This window comes from Streptomyces sp. Y7 (assembly GCF_043195415.1).
Lineage (GTDB): Bacteria > Actinomycetota > Actinomycetes > Streptomycetales > Streptomycetaceae > Streptomyces.
The window spans coordinates 43,588-61,008 of the sequence record NZ_JBIDDQ010000025.1 but is presented as its reverse complement, the minus strand read 5'-3'; the positions used below and the strand labels follow the sequence as shown (position 1 = coordinate 61,008).

16 protein-coding genes and 1 pseudogene are annotated in these 17,421 nt (G+C 64.7%); 4 read left to right on the top strand and 13 right to left on the bottom strand.

All coding sequences use genetic code 11. The features are described from left to right. Window positions 1–69: 69 nt before the first annotated feature. The 8 genes from ACGFW6_RS37005 to ACGFW6_RS36970 are packed head-to-tail and all read right to left on the bottom strand — an operon-like array spanning window position 70 to window position 7,604. A complete protein-coding gene (locus tag ACGFW6_RS37005; RefSeq protein ID WP_393520266.1) occupies window positions 70–978 on the bottom strand; it encodes a glycosyltransferase family 2 protein in 909 nt (302 codons plus the stop codon). Further along, complete coding sequence (locus tag ACGFW6_RS37000; RefSeq protein ID WP_393520264.1) at window positions 975–2,066, bottom strand: hypothetical protein; 1,092 nt, start codon at window positions 2,064–2,066, stop codon at window positions 975–977. The genes ACGFW6_RS37005 and ACGFW6_RS37000 overlap by 4 nt, the downstream gene beginning before the upstream one ends. Beyond that, entirely contained in the window at window positions 2,063–2,773 is a 711-nt protein-coding gene (locus ACGFW6_RS36995; RefSeq protein ID WP_393520262.1) for a methyltransferase domain-containing protein, read from the bottom strand. Before ACGFW6_RS36995 ends, ACGFW6_RS37000 begins: the two co-directional genes overlap by 4 nt. 14 nt (window positions 2,774–2,787) lie before the next feature. Further along, entirely contained in the window at window positions 2,788–3,804 is a 1,017-nt protein-coding gene (locus ACGFW6_RS36990) for a hypothetical protein (protein WP_393520260.1), read from the bottom strand. After that, window positions 3,801–4,697: a radical SAM protein gene (locus tag ACGFW6_RS36985; protein ID WP_393520258.1), complete on the bottom strand. Its 897-nt coding sequence runs from the start codon at window positions 4,695–4,697 to the stop codon at window positions 3,801–3,803. Before ACGFW6_RS36985 ends, ACGFW6_RS36990 begins: the two co-directional genes overlap by 4 nt. Beyond that, window positions 4,691–5,842 carry a hypothetical protein gene (locus ACGFW6_RS36980; RefSeq protein WP_393520256.1) on the bottom strand — a complete coding sequence of 384 codons (1,152 nt, stop codon included), beginning with the start codon at window positions 5,840–5,842 and terminating at the stop codon, window positions 4,691–4,693. The genes ACGFW6_RS36985 and ACGFW6_RS36980 overlap by 7 nt, the downstream gene beginning before the upstream one ends. A 17-nt stretch (window positions 5,843–5,859) precedes the next feature. Then, the gene (locus ACGFW6_RS36975) at window positions 5,860–6,861 is read right to left on the bottom strand and encodes a zinc-binding dehydrogenase (protein WP_393520254.1); all 1,002 of its coding nucleotides are present in this window, start codon (window positions 6,859–6,861) and stop codon (window positions 5,860–5,862) included. After that, window positions 6,858–7,604, bottom strand: coding sequence for an HAD family hydrolase (locus ACGFW6_RS36970; protein WP_393520252.1), 747 nt, complete (start codon window positions 7,602–7,604; stop codon window positions 6,858–6,860). Before ACGFW6_RS36970 ends, ACGFW6_RS36975 begins: the two co-directional genes overlap by 4 nt. Window positions 7,605–7,981: 377 nt before the next feature. Between ACGFW6_RS36970 and ACGFW6_RS36965 the strand changes: the two genes are divergently transcribed. Next, window positions 7,982–9,361 carry a hypothetical protein gene (locus tag ACGFW6_RS36965; RefSeq protein WP_393520250.1) on the top strand — a complete coding sequence of 460 codons (1,380 nt, stop codon included), beginning with the start codon at window positions 7,982–7,984 and terminating at the stop codon, window positions 9,359–9,361. On the opposite strand, the gene ACGFW6_RS36960 is transcribed toward ACGFW6_RS36965, so the two are convergent. Next, on the bottom strand, window positions 9,358–10,260 hold the full coding sequence (locus ACGFW6_RS36960; protein WP_393520248.1) for a phosphotransferase enzyme family protein: 903 nt from the start codon (window positions 10,258–10,260) through the stop codon (window positions 9,358–9,360). The genes ACGFW6_RS36965 and ACGFW6_RS36960 overlap by 4 nt on opposite strands. Window positions 10,261–10,513: 253 nt before the next feature. On the opposite strand from ACGFW6_RS36960, the gene ACGFW6_RS36955 reads away from it, so the two are divergent. Together ACGFW6_RS36955 and ACGFW6_RS36950 are read left to right on the top strand one after the other, a co-directional pair. Then, window positions 10,514–11,140, top strand: a complete 627-nt coding sequence (locus ACGFW6_RS36955) for a hypothetical protein (protein WP_393520246.1) — start codon at window positions 10,514–10,516, stop codon at window positions 11,138–11,140. Between the two features lie 114 nt (window positions 11,141–11,254). Then, a pseudogene (locus ACGFW6_RS36950) lies at window positions 11,255–11,792 on the top strand (transposase); the annotation flags it as partial. A 58-nt stretch (window positions 11,793–11,850) separates the two neighbouring features. On the opposite strand, the gene ACGFW6_RS36945 reads toward ACGFW6_RS36950, so the two are convergent. The 4 genes from ACGFW6_RS36945 to ACGFW6_RS36930 all read right to left on the bottom strand — a co-directional run bounded on the left by ACGFW6_RS36945 (window position 11,851) and on the right by ACGFW6_RS36930 (window position 17,039). Then, window positions 11,851–13,857 (bottom strand): ATP-binding protein, encoded by a 2,007-nt coding sequence (locus tag ACGFW6_RS36945; RefSeq protein ID WP_393520244.1) that lies wholly within the window; start codon window positions 13,855–13,857, stop codon window positions 11,851–11,853. Further along, window positions 13,854–14,924: a DNA cytosine methyltransferase gene (locus ACGFW6_RS36940; RefSeq protein WP_393520242.1), complete on the bottom strand. Its 1,071-nt coding sequence runs from the start codon at window positions 14,922–14,924 to the stop codon at window positions 13,854–13,856. Before ACGFW6_RS36940 ends, ACGFW6_RS36945 begins: the two co-directional genes overlap by 4 nt. Before the next feature lie 124 nt (window positions 14,925–15,048). Beyond that, a complete protein-coding gene (locus ACGFW6_RS36935) occupies window positions 15,049–15,330 on the bottom strand; it encodes a winged helix-turn-helix domain-containing protein (protein ID WP_393520240.1) in 282 nt (93 codons plus the stop codon). A 563-nt stretch (window positions 15,331–15,893) separates the two neighbouring features. Then, entirely contained in the window at window positions 15,894–17,039 is a 1,146-nt protein-coding gene (locus tag ACGFW6_RS36930) for a DNA cytosine methyltransferase (RefSeq protein WP_393520238.1), read from the bottom strand. Between the two features lie 167 nt (window positions 17,040–17,206). Between ACGFW6_RS36930 and ACGFW6_RS36925 the strand changes: the two genes are divergently transcribed. After that, a complete protein-coding gene (locus ACGFW6_RS36925; RefSeq protein WP_393520236.1) occupies window positions 17,207–17,407 on the top strand; it encodes a hypothetical protein in 201 nt (66 codons plus the stop codon). Window positions 17,408–17,421 lie beyond the last annotated feature (14 nt).

The window sequence follows — 17,421 nt, the reverse complement described above, 5'->3', positions numbered from 1 at the left end:
TGGCCTGACCAGTAAGGGATTGGAAGCAGCGATTTTATCATCGCCACCCCCGACACATCGTCGGAATGATCACGAATCAGCCTGCCGTTCCTGGTCCGACAGTCGCACCAGTGGCCGCCCCGCGATCGTGCTGAAGAGGGACCTGAGCCACGGCGCTATCGGGCCATGTGCGCGGAGCGTGCCGATGAGCATGCCAGGAATCAGGAGCATTGCGGACACCCGGCTCTTTCTCTGCATGGCGGATTCCACCTTGTGACCGGAAGCGAGTGCCCGGAAATGCCAGGAGATCCTTCTGAGCTGGCGGGTGCCCGCCCACGCGGGAGGATTTGCGTACATCGCGCGGAGGTGATCCGAGAGCGCGACGCAGACGTCAGCCCGATAGTCCTGTGACACGCCGGGCGTGCTGCGGTCGGTCATGCTGCGGGGGTGGACCCTGTAGAAGGTCAACGGGTTCCGGAGCGCGATGCCTCGGCCAGCCTCACGCAATGCGTGGAAGAAGATCTCGTTGCTCGCCGGCAGGAGGCTGAGGGCGGCATCGCGGTGGACCACGAGTGTGCTCGTGTTTCCGCCCGGATGCGGTTCGTTCAGCATCGGGTTCCCGTCGGCGTCGACCACGTTTTCCCAGTGCTCGATGAACAGCGTTTCATCCCTCATCGCCTCGGCGCATGTGCGCAGCTTCGACGGGTGGAACCAGTCGTCGGCATCGAGCGGAGCCACCCAATCGCCGGAACTGAGGAGAAATGCATCGGTCAGGGATTGACCGAAGCCCTGCTGGCTTCTCCGAATGACCTTGACCTCGCCTTCGTGACGCAGACACACCTCTTCGGTTTCGTCGGTGGAGCCGTCGTCGATGACAATGATTTCGTGAAGGATGAAGTCTCCTGGCTCCTGTTCCAGGCAGCTCGTTATGGCCAGGTCGAGATATCGGCCGTAGTTGTGGCAAAGGATCACGCACGAAATACGCGGAGGGGTGCTCATCCGTCACCTCCATACACTCGGGCGTAGTCGTCCAGGATCGTCCTGTGTTCCTGGACCCTGTATTCGAGGAACTCGCGGTCGAGGCGGCGGGGCTTGGTGTCGAGCCGCGCTGCCGCTTTCTCCAGCGCGGTCAGGAACTTCTCTCCGAAGAGGTTGGGATGCCCCTGCGACCAGTCGAACCATTCGGGTTCTTCGACGAGCCCCTTGTGCCGCTCGTACTGCTCGGGCAGGTGGCCGGTGAGGGAGCAGACCGGAAGCAGGTTCAGGTCGAAGGCCAGTTCCAGCTGCCCGGAGTGGCTGCCCCAGAGGTACGGCAGCAGCAGCGAGTCCGAAGCCAGCCCGGCTCTGACCACTTCCTCGTCCGTGGGGTAAGGGCGCATGGTGAGGCGGATGCGGGGATCGCGCCGGGCTGTCTCCAGGAGCAGCGGAGCACGGCCGCCGTCGGCGAAGTCGGCCGGGCTGAACGCGCGCAGAAGGACGTGGAGAGTGCTGTGGGGGTCCGTGATTCCCAGGCTCCAGTTGGCCATGGTGGACAGCTGGTCCCGGCTGGCCCGTGAGGCGCCGAACATGAGGTACCGGGCCGCCGAGCTGCTCGACTCGCGCTCCAGGCCGGCCAGCGACTCCGGGGCCGCGACGTACCCATGAGAGATGACCCTTGCCCGCGGGCGCTCGCCGAGAACCTCGGCGAGCGCTGCCACAGAGCCTTCGGTGAGACAGACCCAGCTGACCTCGGCGGAGTGGAGCATTCGCAGCCGCGCGGTGAAGTCCTCGTCGCTGCCGACCATGGGGCGTGTGTCGTGGGCCGTGAAGACCACGTTGACTCCGTGGTTGAGGCACTCATCGAGCAAGCGTTCCAGCGTGGAGAGATCCTCGAAGTCGATGTGGTGCAGGTGCAGGACGTCGAGCCATGTGAGCGGGCCGCGTTCGAGGAGCCAAGCGGCGGTGACCGCCGCCGGCAACGTGTCGCCGCTGGGGATCTCGGTCCCGTTGAGGATGTGGAAGTCACGGCTCTGCAGCTTCCACGCGTACGGAGTGCGAGCCGGGAGGTGGACGACACGCATGCCCTCGGACCGGGGAACCGCACTCACCGCTGTCCCCCCTCCACCTCTCCCGCAGCGACGAGGAGCAGCTGGGTGGACAAGCCATTCGAGGCGTCGTCGCTCCGGGTGAGCCCGGCGTAGTGGATCTCGAACCCGGACGCCCGCAGCAGTGCCTGGAACTCGTCGCTCGCCCATTCCTGGACGTGGCTGGGGTTGCGGGGCGGCCCGGGGGCGTCGTAACCGCTGCGGCACTCACGCGCCGGCGTGGACAGCACGGCGGCGGCGCTGCCCTCCATGAGGAGGCCACGGATCAGGGACAGGGCCGGCATCGGATTCATCAGGTGCTCGATCACGTCGGAGCAGACCACGATGGACCGGCGCACCAGGGCGGGGGCGATGGGCAGCCGCTCGGCCGACTCAAGGTCGACGTCGATCCACTCCCCAAAGGGGTGGTTGTCGCGGCACCACACGAGGTTGTCCCCGAAGTCCACGCCGATGTAGGACCAGGCCGGGTACTCGCCGGCCAGCGAGGCCAGTTTGCCCGCACGGCCGCAGCCGATGTCGATCACGACGTCGCGGCCGAGTTCCTGCGCCCGGGTGGCGGCGTAGGGGTAGACGTCGGGCTGCCAGATCACGGTGTCGTCCGTCTCGTCGAGGAAGTACTCCACCTCGGTGCGGCTGCGGTAGCCGCTCCTGATGAAGTAGGTCTCGGCGCCGCCGATGGGCTGGCGGGAGGTCGCGGTGTTTGTGTCCACGAGGGACTCCTTGCTTACTTCGGCCAGTGGGAGAACAGCGAGAGCATCCGCTCGACCAGCTGCTCGCGTACGGTGCGCCATTCGGGGCTTCCGTCGCGGCGCGCGGCCGAGGCCCGGTCGTATGCCCGTCCGTCGACCTCGGGCAGGCACGCGTACATCTGGAGCAGTGCCGAGCCGTCGTCGGTGGGGGCGGTGTCGGTGTCCGTCTTGAGCAAGGCTCGGATGTCCTCGGCGCACATGGAGGCGTCGATCCCGGAGCCGGGGATGCTCTTGCTCATCTTCGGGAGGCGGCCGAGGCCGGGGATCATCTTGGTGTAGATGCCGGAGAGACGGTCCGCGGGGAGGCCCCAGCGTTCCGCTCCGCGCCGGGCGAGGGCGACGTACTTGTGCTCGTCGACCCCGAGGGAGACCAGGACGTGACGCCCTTCGCGGAGAAGGTGCACGAAGTCCGCGGCCATGAGCAGTGTGGCCTGCTTCATGCCGTAGTTGAGGCGGTCGAAGACCCCGTGGTTGCGGTAGAGACCGGCGAGGTCCTCCTCCGCCCAGTGGAAGTCGTCGTCGTCCAGGTGGCGCGACAGCAGGAACGCGGTGGCCAGGACGTCGGTCTCGCCCTCCTGCCTGCGCAGCACGCCGCGCTTGGCGTCGAACCCGAGGCCCAGGACGAACTCCTCGTACTGGTCGGCGAGTTTCCGCACAGAGCCCAGGGGCGTACGGCGGGCGTTGTAGGAGTCGAGGTCGCCCAGCACGATCTGTACGTCGAGGCCGCACTGCTGCAGCTTGATCGCGCGCAGCAGCTGGAAGAGGGTGCCGGCGTGGGGCGGCCCTCCGAGACCGACGCCCGTGGTGACGATCGCGGGCTGCCCGTCCGCGACCGCCTCCGCGAACCCGCGCGCTCCCGTGTGGCACACCCACTTCGTTCGCAGGTCGTCGGGGCTCATCCCCGCGAGGGCGAAGTCGATGGCGCCGAGCCCCAGGCGTTCGTAGCGGTGCTGGTCGATGACGCTCTCGTAGTACGCGGTGTCGAACTTCATGAGATTCCTTCCAACTGTGTCTGCTCGCGGAGGGCGAAGGCCCGGCGGACCAGCGGCTCGAAGCCGTCGACCAGGAGGTCGCCGAGCACCTCGTTGCGGGGAGCTGCGACGCTGCCGAGGTCTGCGGTGACCGTTCCGTCGGCGAGGACCCAGACCCGGAACGGGTACTGGTCCTCCGGGGCACGCGTGGGCTGGGGGTAGATCTCCACCCCGTCGACCATGTCGCGTACGTCGTCCACGGCCCGTACGAAGTCGTCCCGCTCGAAGCCGTAGATCTCCGCCTTACGCGTGTTCGCTCGGCCGATGGGACGGTACTGGGAGATCAGCCAGTACTCGACGTCCGTCCGTTGGGTCACCCCGGCGATGAGCTGTGCCAGGCGAGGCAGTTCCTTCACGGAGCTGGCTGTGGTGAATGTGTTGAACGCGAGCCGCCGCTGGTCGGCAGTGAGGAACTCCACGTTGGACAGGAACCGTTCGAAGTACCCCTGTCCGCGGAACCAGTTGGCCGTCTCGGCGTTCGGGCCGTCGACTGCCAGGGAGTAGACGGTCACGCGGTCGCGAAGACCGGCGTAACGATCGCTCAGGAGCAGCCCGTTGGTGTGCAGGTTGGTCTCGAAGCCGACCTCGGTGGCATGCCGGAGGGCGACCTCCAGATGGTTGTCGTACGGCATCACGGGGTCGCCGCCGGTGAAGACACACCGATGGGCCTCGGACTCCGAACGGACGCGGTCGATGACCCGGCGGACCGTGTCGGCGTCGGTGCTGACCCGGTTGCGCTCGCGGTAGCAGAAGCGGCACACGCCCGGTGAGGTGCTGGTCGGCTTCAGGTCCCACGCGTTGCAGTCGGTGTTGAGGACCAGGTGGACGATCCCGAGTTCTTCGTGCGTCAGCATGGAGCTGTCTCCTTGATGCCAGGGCTGATCAGAGAGGCCGGCGGAGAGACGGGCGGCAGGAGCGAGTGGAGCTGGTGCGGGGCGCCGCCCGTGAGCCGAACGAACTGCTGGAGTGTGTCCAGACCCGCGCCCGCGTCGATGATGGTGAGCGCCTTGTCGATGCCGGACTGGATGGTGGAAGCCGCCTCGGACATCACCATGAGCAGGGCCGCGTTGAGGGCGACCGCGTTCCGCGCCTGACTGGTGTCCCGACCCGCCAGCACGCGGATCGCCGCGGCGACGTTCTCCAAAGCGTCCTCGTGCTGGGCGACGGACATCAGGTCCTGCGGCATCGAGGCCGCACCCCTGCGTACCTCGTCGTTGAAGGCCAGATCCTCGTCGCCGGCGCTGATGCGGCAGGCCCGCACGGTGCTTCCGGGAAGCAGCTCGTCGACCTGGACCGCCTGGCCAACACTGGAGTTGATCACCGTGACGTCCGGCAGCCCAAGCCGGGACAGCAGCCGGGCGGAAGCGCCGACCGCGGGGTGCGAGAGTCCGTACACGTAGGCGGGGCAGGTGACCGGGCTCAGGAGAGCGGGGAACGCCAGGCTGAGGGCGTGCACAGCCTGGAACCTGCCTCCGTAACGGCGGTCGAACTCGGGCACGCGGTTCTCGATGGAGAAGAACCCGAAGCCGACCTCCGCCGTGATGTCCACCATCTCCTGGTGCGGCACCGTGTCGCCCGTCGCCCCCACGACGTCGATGAAGTCGCGCGATCCGGTCTTCGACGACGCACTGCGCGATCCGAGCTTCGCGACATGCGCTCCCCCGGTGGCCGCCACCAGCGCCGCAGCCGTGCTGAGGTTGATCGTCTTGAAGGTCTTCTTCCCGCTGCCCGTGTAGCCCACGAACCGCATGCCCGTGGGCGGCCGGTGGAAGTCCCAGCCATTTCGGTCCAGGGCCGTCGCGGCCCGGACCGCAGCCTCGACCTCCTCCAGTCTCGGCCCCCGCAGGAGCAGGCCGGTGAGGACGCTGCCGAGCATCACGTCCCGGGTGTGGCCCTCCGGTAACGCGACAATGCTCAGGATGCCCTCGTGGATGTCCTCGGGCGCGATGTCGGCGGGCGAGTTGATCTTCTGGGCCAGCAATGGCGTTGTCACCGCCATGGCGTCGGCTCCTTCCTTCAGATGTCGGACGTGAGCAGGACCTTGAAGGGGCGATGGCGGGACCCGCTCCTCAGGGCTGCCAGCCCCTGCGGCAGGTCGCTCAGAGGGAATCGGTCCCGGGTCAGCAGGGCAGCCCAGTCGCCGCCCTTCGCGAGAGCGTCTATGGCGTCACGGAAGTCGTCGTGGCCGTCCGCGCGGCAGTACGAGAAGGAGCCACGCAAAGTGATCGAGCGCCGGAAGACGTCCCGCAAGGGAACCGAGAGAAGCACCCGGGGTGCGTAGGCGTTCTGTACGAGAACCGTTCCACCGTCACGCACGGCGCTCAGCGCCTGACGTACAGGGGCGTCGCTGTCGCCCGACGCGGCGTCCACGACGACGTCGCACGGCGGCAGTTCGGCGGAGTGGAGGTTGATGTTCGGGTCGAGGACGTAACTCAGTTGGTGCGACCGCGAAGGCTCCCTGACCAGTACGTGGACGTCCCACCCGGCATCCGCCGCACAGATCGCCGTGCAGACCCCGATGACGCCGCCCCCTATGACGCCGAGCCGCCCCAGTGGCATTTGGAGGCCGCAGCGGACTCCGTGCACTGCGACTGCCATCGGATCGGCAAGGACGCCGTGTGCGGGATCGTGCAGGTGAGGCAGCGGGAGAATGTTGTCCCGGGGCACCCTCACGGCGCCGGCGAGACCACCGGGCAGGTCCCAGCCGATGCGTCGCAGCTCCGGGCAGAGGTGTACGAAGCCGCGGTCGCAGTAGTGGCACGAGCGGCAGGCCACCAGCGGGTCGACCGCGACCCACTCTCCCGACTCCGTGTCGACCCCGACGATCTCGTGCCCGGGGTACCACGGCTCCGGCAGCCGACCCTGCCAGGGGTGACTGAGTTTCGCGACGTCGCTCCCACACACGCCTGTGTAGCGGGTCTCGACGATGGTCGTGTCGCCCATCGGGTGTGTGTCGATCGGAGCGGGGAGCCGGCGGAGGGCGCCGCTTTCAACTGCCCAGGTGTACTGGACGCTCATCGTTCCCTCCACGTGCTCAGCAAGGACGGGAGAGCCTCCACCGTGGGTATCGCCCTGCCAGGCCAGGCGGTCTCGCCGAACGCAAGGCCGTGCGGTCCGCCCCGGCGTTCCACGCGCACCGCATGCATCCCGGCGCGCTCCGCGCCGGCCAGCTCGTCACCGCCGCCGTCACCGCAGTAGAGGACCCGCTCCGGGGCGACATAAAGTGCGCCGAGCACCGCACGGAAGAGCTGAGGAGCGGGCTTCATGGCGCCCACCTGGCAGCTGAACACGGCGGCATCGAAGTGCGGCGCGAGATCGCTGCGGCTCCATGCCTCGGCGATGTCGGGGGATGCGTCACTGAGGAGGGCCAGCCTGACCCCGCCGTGCCGAAGATCCTTCAGCGCCCGCAGGAGAGTGGCGTCGGCCTGGAGCCGGTCGCGGGCGAGTTTCGCCAGGAGCCGTTCCAGCTCATCCACACGGGAAGCGGGAGCGTTGCAGCGCGCGACGAGGTGCGCCGCGACCTCGGCTGTGGACCTCAGCTGCCCGTCGTGCCTCGCCCGCCAGCTGCCGGACAGCGCCGCCTCGGCGACTGCCGAGGATACGCCCAGGACATCGGCGAACTGGGCGGCGGCAGCACTCCGTTCAACTGCGCTCGGTGCTGCGACGAGTGTGCCGAAGAGATCCAGTACCACCGCGGTCGGCTTTGGAGTCCGGAGTGCGGAACTCCGCACCAGGGAGGCGCCAAGCTGTACGTCGCTCACGGGGTGTGTGTTGACCGCGGACAGGCTCGTCGACAAGGCGGTGCTCGTCGGCGGATAGCGCATGGCAAGGCTCCATCAGTAGATCGGTGATCTTGTGCAGAACCCAGTCCTCCAGCCGGCTGGGCATCCACGACCCCACGGCGCCTTGCGGAGGCGTCCGATAGACGAAGGAGAGCGGCTTGGCTGCCTCCACCTCGACGAGGCCGTGCGGATCTTGCGGCGATGACCCAACTGTCGCCATGCGGAGGCAACTTCGGGAGCGTGCACTTGGGGGTGCACTCGTGCACTCCTACGTGCAAATCTCCTGCACCCTGGCTGTGACCTGCGTAGAGTGACCGTGCGTCAAGCTGGCACTACGGCCGTTCTCTGGGGGTCCGATGACACAACGGAACGCCCGGCTGGCCACGCTCATGCAGGAAGCCGACTTCTCGCACAAGTCGCTGGCCCGCGCGGTAGTCGCCGCAGCTGCATTAGCAGGCGAAGACATCACCTGCGATCACACGTACGTCACCCGCTGGCTCAAGGGCTCGATACCGCGCGGGAACATGCCGCAGTTCATCGCCGACGCCATCGGGCGCAAGCTGGGACGCCGCCTCACCATCGACGACGTCGGGATGGGCGACGCGGCGGTATCCGCCGTGCAGCCCGACCTGGGGCTCGACTTCGCGGACCGTCCTGAGGCCGCAGCCAAGACCGTGGCTGACCTGTGGCGCGCGGACCTTGCCGAGGCCGAGTCGTTGCTCCGGGCACAGTTGGACTCTGCAGCATGGAACACCGCTGCCCTTCGCTGGCTCGTCGCCCCGCCGGACGAAGTGCTGACGCGGGCAGGCGACCGGGCCATCGGCGCCGTGGACGTAGAAATGGTGCGCTCAACCGCCGACGCATTCAGCATGCTCGATGGGAAGTTCGGCGGTGGTCACGCCCGGCGCGCACTGATTCAGTACCTGGACACGGATGTCCGGCCGATGCTCGATGGGAAGTACTCCGACGCCGTAGGTAAGCAGCTGTACTCGGCTGTGGCCGAAGCACTCTTGCTCGCCGGATGGATGTCGTACGACAGCTGCCTGCACGGCATCGCTCAGCGGTACTTCATCCAAGCCCTTCGCATGACGCAGGCGGCTGGTGACAGACGCCTGGGCGGAAGCATCCTGTCCGCGATGAGCCATCAGGCCACGTTCACAGGCCGGTACCAGGACGCTGTGACTCTCGCCCGAGCCGCGTACACGAACCCGGCCGCAAGCCTGGGGCCGACGATGGCCGCGCAGTTCCGCGCGATGGAGGCGCGGGCTCTGGCTCGTCTTGGCGACGACCGAGGCTGTGACCTCGCCCTGGTGGAGGCAGAACGCCGACTCGGCCAAAGGACAGCCGACAGCGACCCGCCGTACATCTCGTACTTCGACGAGGTGGAGCTGGCTGCTGAGATCGGCCACTGCTTTCGCGACCTGGGGCGCTCTGTCGAAGCCACGGAGCGAGGCGCAGGCTCCATCTTCGGCAACGGCATGAACACCCGCAGTGACTTCTTCGCGACGATGGTGCAGGCCGAGGCGTACATCAACCAAGGTGAGATCGGCCGCGGCTTCGAGATCGCCCTGACCGCGCTGAGCCTCGGTGAGGGCCTGAAGTCGGCACGCTGTCTGCAGTACGTACGGGAGTTTCAGGGCCGCGTCACGGACGGCATGCGGCGGGCCGCGGAGTTCCGCGACTTCACGGAACGAGCCCGCGGCTTCCGCCTCTGGCTGCAAGCCGGAGTCGCCTAGAACGGCGCCCAAGCTCGCCGTGAGCCACCGGACCGCAGCGTCTCGACGCGCGTCTCGACTTCCTCGGCAGCGCGCGGATCCGTGCCGGCGTTCTGCGAGAGCCAGGTGACCATCAGCAGTTCGCGGACGCTCCGGAGCACGGCGTACCCGGACCACTGCCGGACGTCGAAGCCGTAGCCGTCCGCGAAGTCGGCGTACTCGGCTTCCGTGTGCCAGCCGAAGCTGTCGTAGTACATGGCCGTCTGTATGAGGTCCCACTCACGGGGACCGGTTACGAAACCGTCCAGGTCGATGACCTGCGGGTGGCCTTCCGCGTCTCGCAGGACATTGCCGACGTTGAAGTCACCGTGCAGATGCCCCGGCGGAAGCACGAACTCCAGCTCCTGGTACTCAGCCGCCAACTCCTTGGCGCGGCCGGCTAGATAGGCGCGAGTCTCCGCACGGATCTCAGCGCGCCCCAGACGCTGCCTGACCTTGTCGAAGGGACGGAGCTCGGGCAGGGGAAAGTGCGGCGGTTCCAGACCATGGAGCCGCCTCAGGAGTTCACCCATCTCACGCGTGCTGGCGTATTTCTCGCCGTCGGCCAGCACTTCCCAGAAGGTCACCGGATGCCCTTCGACGACGACAGGCTGTTCAGCCTCCGTGACGAGTCGCGCCGACGGGTAGTCCTCAGCTTCGAGCCATCGCGCCACAGCAACCTCTCGGCGCACCGACGGCAGGCGGTCAGCGTGCCGGCCGACTCGCGAAACGACTCGCCCGCCGTCGACGCGGAACACCGCATGATCACCGAGCCGCAACATCTCGATCCCGTCGGGGTCCAACCCGGCCAGCTCGCAGGCTCTACGCAAGATGTTCTCTGCCGTTGCGGAATCGAACGCGGTTCGTTCGTTCGTCGTCACGCCGTCTGACCTCCCTGTGCCACAGGCAGAACGAGTATGACCCGCGCCCACCATGGACCGTATCTGCGAAGCCCAGCGCACGCGTGCCCCCTGGCAGAACGAGCAATGCGTCCAGGACCTCGCTGATCGTCTCTAACGGATGGTGCACGAAGGTCAGCGCCCTCCCCGTGCCCAGTACCGGCAGCGGTCGGGGAAATGCGTGGCCGGAGGAAATCGATCGTGGGAGGCGCCTTGCTGCTGGCACCCTGGCGCCATGCTGTTCAAGCTCACCGGGTCAAGCTGCTCGGGCAAGACGACCCTCGCCTTCGCGGCGGCCGGTCGGCTCGGGAGGATCGCCGTGCACGACGTCGATGAGGTCGGTGTACCGGAGGGCGCCGGCCGACACTGGCGCCATCGCATGACCGAGATGTGGATGCGACGCGCGTTGGACTACCAGGAACGCGGCATCGACCTTCTGCTCAGCGGGCAGTCCCCCTTGGGCGAATTGCTGGCCGCGCCCTCCGCTCCGCTACTGGATGGCATCGCCGTGTGCCTGGTCGATGTCGCTGACCCGGTTCGACGCGCTCGCCTCGCCGAGCGTGACCCCGGACGATGGGACACCCAGGCGATCGACGCGTACATCGGCTGGGCTGCATGGCACCGCAAGCACGCCCTCGACCCGTCTCACCGGCCCGATGTGATCACCGACAACGGCTGGCCCGAGATGGTCTGGCGCTGGACCGGTTGGAGTGCTGGTGATCCCCGATGGCGCACGCAGGTGCTCGATACGACGGACCGGATAGTCACAGACTCTGTGGATCAGGTCGAGCAGTGGATCACCGAGCAGCGCGAGGCACACCAGGCCGGCCGCCTGCCCCTCAGCCACGGCTGGGCTTCATGATCCGCCCGATCTGTTCGGTCCAGTGATCCTTTACCCCGGAGGACAGAGCTCCCGCCACGGCGGCTCGGCCGCGTGGTTAGCTCCTTCACGAACGCGGCCAAGGAACGGCCGCTGGTGAAAAGTCTTGTCCCTCAACCGTCTGCTGAGGCCGCGTTAGGCATCCTGTACCACGTTCGTCACCAGTTCTGCGGCTGTCTTTACAGCCGTGCGGATGCGCTTCTTCGAGGTCACCGACGCGATGCTGTTTGCCGATGGTCCGGTGACGTCGCCGGTTGAGCTGGCCCTCACGGCCGAGCACCGGCGCGGGCACGGGGCGATGTACGACGCGGTCAATCACGGCTGGCCGGAGCCGCGCCGCCTGTGCAACCTGCTGGCTTCCACCCCGTTGCCGAGGGCGGCCGACGGGCGGACCGTCCTCACGGTGGACGTGAGCAACTGGCTGCGGCCCGACGCGTCGACCAGCCCGGAGTTGCTGTTCTTCCACGTTTACGGGCGGGGCCGCAGCGCCGATCAGTTCATCCCCGGCTGGCCCTACTCCTTCGTCGCCGCCCTGGAGGCAGGACGCAACTCACGGACCGCCGCGCTGGACGCCGTCCGGCTCGGGCTGGCCGACGACGCCACAGCGATCACCGCCGCCCAACTCCGCGGCGTCTTCAAAACAGCTCCAGGCCAAAGTCGTTCCGCCGACCTAGCTGCCACAGCTTCCTCAGTCAGTCTTCGCCATCAAGTACTCTCAGAATGGCGTCCAGCTTAGTGGTATCCGATTTCTTGTCGCGGTAATCCTTGTACCTCTTCTGAGCTGTGGCGATCAACTCGTCATAATACAGAACTCGCCCGTTGATGTGTTCGAGCTGCCGGGCGATGACATCGGCCAGAGCCCTATCCCCTAGGTAACCAGCATCAGGCTCCTGCCCCAAGACGAAAACCAGCGAGATGTTCTTTACTGGCTCGCCTCTCTTTCGAATTACCTCCGACAGAGCCTCGTGATACTTAGCTCCTTGTTCTCGCAGCTCATCCACTGTGGTCTTCCGGCCGTACTTCTTCAACTCCACGATCATGTGCACGCCAGCGGCAGTGCGATATTGGATGTCAATACGGCCTTGCTTTTGGTTCTCCTTTTCCGATTTGCCGAAAAGAAGCCCCTTCCTGATTCTGGACAAGCTGATTTCCATGTCGGCGTCTCCTGTTGCGCCCTCCCAAGAGGGATCCAGGAGCCACATGTTTTCGAAGAGATGCTTCTGCAGCACCTTCTCCAACTCGTCCTTGTTGATCATATGTTCTAGCTTTTCGATGGCCTCCAATCGGGATCGTAAAATCTGTACGTACAGTGCATCCTCATAAGAACGTGCGTTGGCAAGCAGCGGCAGGATGTCAACGGCATAAAGACCGTCTGCAAATTTCTCAAGCTCTTGAGTGGTGGCATCGAGAGCCATTCTTTCGAACGCAAGGATGCTGGACTTATAGAGTTGCGGCCGCTGCTCCTCGTCGTCCAGCTGTAGAGCCGCGACGGTGCTGATCAGCTTTTGAGCAGCCGTTCGCTGGGAGTCCGGCCGGTCTTCGACCCACTCACGGACTACCGGGTAACGGTCGGTCAGCTCGATGAACTTCTGCTTCGGCCGCTCGTCCGACCACTGTTGCGCGGCAGAGTTGAAGCATTCCCGGAGCTTCGCTACAAGAAGCTTGACCCGCTCGTCGTCCTCAATCAGCCTCTGGCGGTCACTCGTTGCGATGTCATCGGACCCGTCGTCGAGATCAAGAAATTCGGCACGAATCTGCCCGGTTACATAGCTGCCGAAAATCTTGTTGAAGTCAAGCTGATCGAGGATACCTTCCTGAATCGGACGCCGACGGGCGAGAATTATGATATTCCGCAGGGACTCCTGAGTATCTTCAGGGTCGTTCAGCTCGTCCGGCTTGCGAACGGTTCCGAACCACCCTTCAAGCTGCCAGCCACGCGTAGAATCGACAGCATTGTCGGCGATCACCCACCGCCGCTTGGCGTTGGGAGTGTCGCTGGCAGCGATCTCGTCAATCCCGAGCTGCCAGATGTACTCCAGACGCTTGAGGTCTTCGCGATCTTCGTAGGTGACCGGACGGCCGTCGATCTCGATCACAAACCGTGCTGGATCGTCATCCGCGTAGCCGAGAACATCGAATCGACGCGCTATCCTGCGCCGTAAAGCAGTGACAGAGACCCCAGTACGCTTGCGGTTCAGTTCCCGTAGCACGATCCGCGTCCCTTCGGCCGGAAAGTCCTCAGGAATTTCAACGGGAGTCGGGTGATATCGCTTCTTCTCGGCAATACTTTGCTTAAGCTCGTTGAGCTTGATGCGGAATCCGTTACGTTCGCCGCTTTTGGCGGAGTAGACTTCAACCTCTCCCGCCAGAGAAAACACAGATAGCTTACCGATCCCCTTTCGACCCATGAATGGTCGATTATGCCTCGGTGAAATCTTACCCTCTCTGTCTCGCTTCTTATAGGCGACGGTGAGGTAGCGCTCGTTCAGCTCCTCCCGAGTCATTCCGACGCCATCATCCTCAATCGTTATCTCATCTCCGTTGTCACCCCACTCAATGCTGACTTTGTTAGCGTCTGCGTCCCAGGCATTGGCGACCAGCTCTGAAAGAACAGCTGCCGCGTTGCTGTACAAATTGATTCCGAGTGATTCGACTACGGCCAAGTCAACACTGAATGTAAACGGTTCAGCCATGCTCATGACGACAGCTCCTTAGAGACAGTGTCAGCCTTTTCGACGATGACCTTCCCGACTGCCCGACCAAACGCCGGCGGTACAGCGTTGCCGATCAGCCGGCCTACTGCCTGCATTGAAGGCCGCTCCCCCTCGGGCACGAATTTGTAACCGCGAGGGAACCCTTGCAACATTGCCGCCTCTCTCAAAGTCAGGCTCCGGTCCTGTTCTGGGTGACCGAATCGTCCCGTACCGAAGTTGAAGGACTGGGTCGTTATCGTGGGCGAGGGCGCATCCCAAACCATGCGTCCGTAGAATGCCTGGAAACTAGACCCACTATTCTTTCTGTGGCAAGGCGCCAGAAGCTCATCCGGCCAGTCGCGCCAGGTGCCTCCAGGCTGAGAAGCGCGCATCCTTGCCAGATTCAAAGGCGATAGGCGTCGAGCCGTGTGCAAAGGATCCAGAGGATCCCCCTCGCCATGCTGAAGAGCAGGGAGCTTCGCAATCGTCTGCCGTACTGTTTTATATTTGGTCTTGGGTGTGCTTCCAACAGGCAGACGCACAACACCCACTTTCGACGCAATCAGAACCAGGCGACGCCGCTCTTGGGGAAGACCGAAACCTGGACCGTAGAGACTTCCGAAATCTACGGCATATCCTCGACTACGGAGGTTGCTGACAAAGTTTTGGAATACCGCCATCCTCCCCAGTCGAGGTACGTTCTCCATGGTCACGAAGTCTGGCAGAGTTTCATCTACGAGGCGAGAGAACTGCGTCAAGAGATCCCAGTTCTCCTCCGAACTCGTGTCCGCCCCCCGTCGGTGACTCGAAAAGGGCTGACAAGGCGCACAGCCAGCGAGCAGCCTGAACGCGCTCTTGTCCTTCCACAGGGCCTGAAGGTGCTCGCCGGTGATTCGACTGACGTCCCCTTGGACGAATTTGGAACGAATGTTCCACTTGAACGGGTAGGCGCACGCCGGATCCAAGTCGACCCCCGCCGCCACCTTCACGCCGGCTTGCTTCAGACCAAGCGACAGCCCACCTGCACCGCAAAACAAGTCAATGGCTGAAACTAGAGGCTCTGATGCAGACATGTACCGTACGGTAGCCCGATCACCCCTGAGTCGTCGACGGCTGTGGATAACGAAGATGACGCAGGGCACCGCAGAGCACAGGTGCCCCGGTCCACAGCCCTGCGGCTGTGGCGGCCCATTGCACTCAGGCTGACTTGCGAGCGTTCGGCAGTTCAAGCTCCTCATGGTGACGCCACAGAAGGTGGCGATCGACACGACGTAGCCGGTGGGCGGCGTCATCGAGAAGCCGGCTTCGTCTTCGAAGCACAGCCAGGCCCCGAGCGCCGCCACCGTGTTTCCACCTGGGCCAGCTCTCCTTCACCCAGCCGGTGACGTCTTCCTCGTTACGCTCGGTCGCGCGCCGGGCTGGGGCATGATGGCTGAAGCCGTGCCGGTGCAGCATTTGAGCGATGGCCGACAGCGTCATGCTCTTGTGGAAACGGCGCCCGATCAGGGTCTTGCTCCGCGCCAGTGTCTAGGTCTTGTTCGGCCAGCCATGCGCCACCGGCCCCCTAGCCAACTCCTGCTTGAGCACCCCGAACAGTGCCTCACTCAGCTTGGGCCTGGACACCTGCCCCTTCAACTCCAGGCCGACGTTCCGCTGTGCTCCCAAGCCTGGCGCCACCGCTATGCAGACCGCACGCTGACACGTAACTCCTTGGCGGTGGCGGCATTGTCGTGTCCCAGGGCGAATGACTCGGCCGCCTGCATCCAGGTGCGCTCGCGAAACGCCCGTCGCTCCGCGGTCAGCCTGCCCCCCTTGCGGATACCTCATGTCACCGGCCCTACTGAGACAACCACAGCTTGTCGACCCGCGACATCACGCCAGCAAGGTTAGTAATTCGTAACAGCGGCACAAGGAGCAGCCGAGGGAGGCTCACCAAGTGCACAACTGGGAGAGGCCACGCCAACCTGGTGAGGGAACTAGTACTCCAGGGGGCAATTCGCCTACCTCAAATGCCCTCGGATGGAACCGGCCCCCTTGCAGGCTCAGCAGGCGAGGTCCACAGCAGAGGCTGCGTAGTCGTCCTCAAGCAATTGGGGAGCCTCGTCCTTCGCCTGCAGAACGTCAGCGTCGAAGAGCTTGGAGGTCAGCGCCTCGGTTAGAGGCGGAGGCACTGCGTTGCCGATGATGAGCTGAACCTCGGTGCGAGTCAGCTCGTAGCGAGGCTTGGCCCTCTCATCGACGAACTTGAAATAGTCCGGAAAGCCCTGGATACGCGCGGCCTCGTGGGCGGTCAGACATCGGGGGACACCAGGATGGACAAACCGTCCGCGACCCATCGTCGCGAAACCGCTGGTAATGGTCTGAGACGGACGGTCCCACCACAAGCGGCCATACATTGAGGTGTAATTGTGCTCGCCCTGGTGACACTCGGGTCGCTCTTCGTTCGGCAGATTATACTCGTCGTTCTCAAAGAGATACTTCATACGCCGCTGGTTATCCGCGTTGGGTACGGCAGCTTCATCGAAGAATGACTTCGGTCGAATGTCGAGCAGGTCGCCGATGGCCCAACGCAGGTCATGGGGTGCAGCATTGTGGTCTTCGATCTGCAGCAGGTCAGCAGCCGAAAAGCCAAAAGGCAGCGCATCTTTGTGGACGGCCAGCAGTATGTGGCGCTTGCGTGTCTGGGCGACCCCGAGCTTGAGTAGGTCGATACGACTGGTGGCGACATCGTATCCGAGCTTCTTGAGGTGAACGATGGCGCGGGAGACCACCTGCTGCTTGTCATTGACAACGGCCAGTACGTTCTCAATGACGACTACACTGGGGCGCAGAACCTCTGCGGCGCGAGCCATACGCAGGTACAACCGGTTCTTGGGATCATCGCGGCGAGTGTGGTTGTTGAGGTTACTGTGCCCCTGACACGGCGGCCCGCCGATTAGGAGCTCCACCTCACCCACCGTCGAGAGAGTCTCGGACTCCTGAGCGGTCAACGGGGCGCCAAGGTCACCGTCGAAGTAGGATTCGACGGCTCCCTGTTGGACGTTGGCCTGGGGAAAGTTAGCTTTGAACACCTTCGTGGGAGCTGCCTCAAAGTCAACCGCGAGACGAACATCGAGCGAGACGTCATGCTTGCGGGCTGCCTGGGCAATACCGAGGGTGAGGCCACCGCAGCCGGCGAAGAGGTCCACGACTCGCAGGGAGCCGACACCTTCCTCAAACTTCGGCCGCCGCTTGGCCCGCAAGGGGTGCCGCTCACCCACGTGTGCCCCCCATGTGCGCTTGCTTGTAGAACCGGCGGAACGAGGGGTCATCGTACTCGATCAAGGGTGAGGGCGCGCGGTAGACCGATACCTAAGTGTGGCCTGACCTGCCGATCACGACGGTTCTACGCCTCGTCTTCCGGCATCACGGGCCCCTGAACGAGCTCATCAACGGCCATGAGCTGCAGCGCTGTTGCTGCCACGGCGTCGACAAGGCCGACGTCCCGCACTCCCTCAACGCGATCGCAGTCAACATCGAGCGCCGCAGCACCAAGCGCGATGATCTTGGATTCTAAGGTGCGCGACACAG

What these genes read in the sequence shown, in the direction of transcription:
- ACGFW6_RS37005 (WP_393520266.1), bottom strand. Translation starts at nt 978, where the DNA reads ATGAGCACCCCTCCGCGTATTTCGTGCGTGATCCTTTGCCACAACTAC.
- ACGFW6_RS36990 (WP_393520260.1), bottom strand. Translation starts at nt 3,804, where the DNA reads ATGAAGTTCGACACCGCGTACTACGAGAGCGTCATCGACCAGCACCGC.
- ACGFW6_RS36985 (WP_393520258.1), bottom strand. Translation starts at nt 4,697, where the DNA reads ATGCTGACGCACGAAGAACTCGGGATCGTCCACCTGGTCCTCAACACC.
- ACGFW6_RS36980 (WP_393520256.1), bottom strand. Translation starts at nt 5,842, where the DNA reads ATGGCGGTGACAACGCCATTGCTGGCCCAGAAGATCAACTCGCCCGCC.
- ACGFW6_RS36975 (WP_393520254.1), bottom strand. Translation starts at nt 6,861, where the DNA reads ATGAGCGTCCAGTACACCTGGGCAGTTGAAAGCGGCGCCCTCCGCCGG.
- ACGFW6_RS36965 (WP_393520250.1), top strand. Translation starts at nt 7,982, where the DNA reads ATGACACAACGGAACGCCCGGCTGGCCACGCTCATGCAGGAAGCCGAC.
- ACGFW6_RS36955 (WP_393520246.1), top strand. Translation starts at nt 10,514, where the DNA reads ATGCTGTTCAAGCTCACCGGGTCAAGCTGCTCGGGCAAGACGACCCTC.
- ACGFW6_RS36945 (WP_393520244.1), bottom strand. Translation starts at nt 13,857, where the DNA reads ATGAGCATGGCTGAACCGTTTACATTCAGTGTTGACTTGGCCGTAGTC.
- ACGFW6_RS36940 (WP_393520242.1), bottom strand. Translation starts at nt 14,924, where the DNA reads ATGTCTGCATCAGAGCCTCTAGTTTCAGCCATTGACTTGTTTTGCGGT.
- ACGFW6_RS36935 (WP_393520240.1), bottom strand. Translation starts at nt 15,330, where the DNA reads ATGACGCTGTCGGCCATCGCTCAAATGCTGCACCGGCACGGCTTCAGC.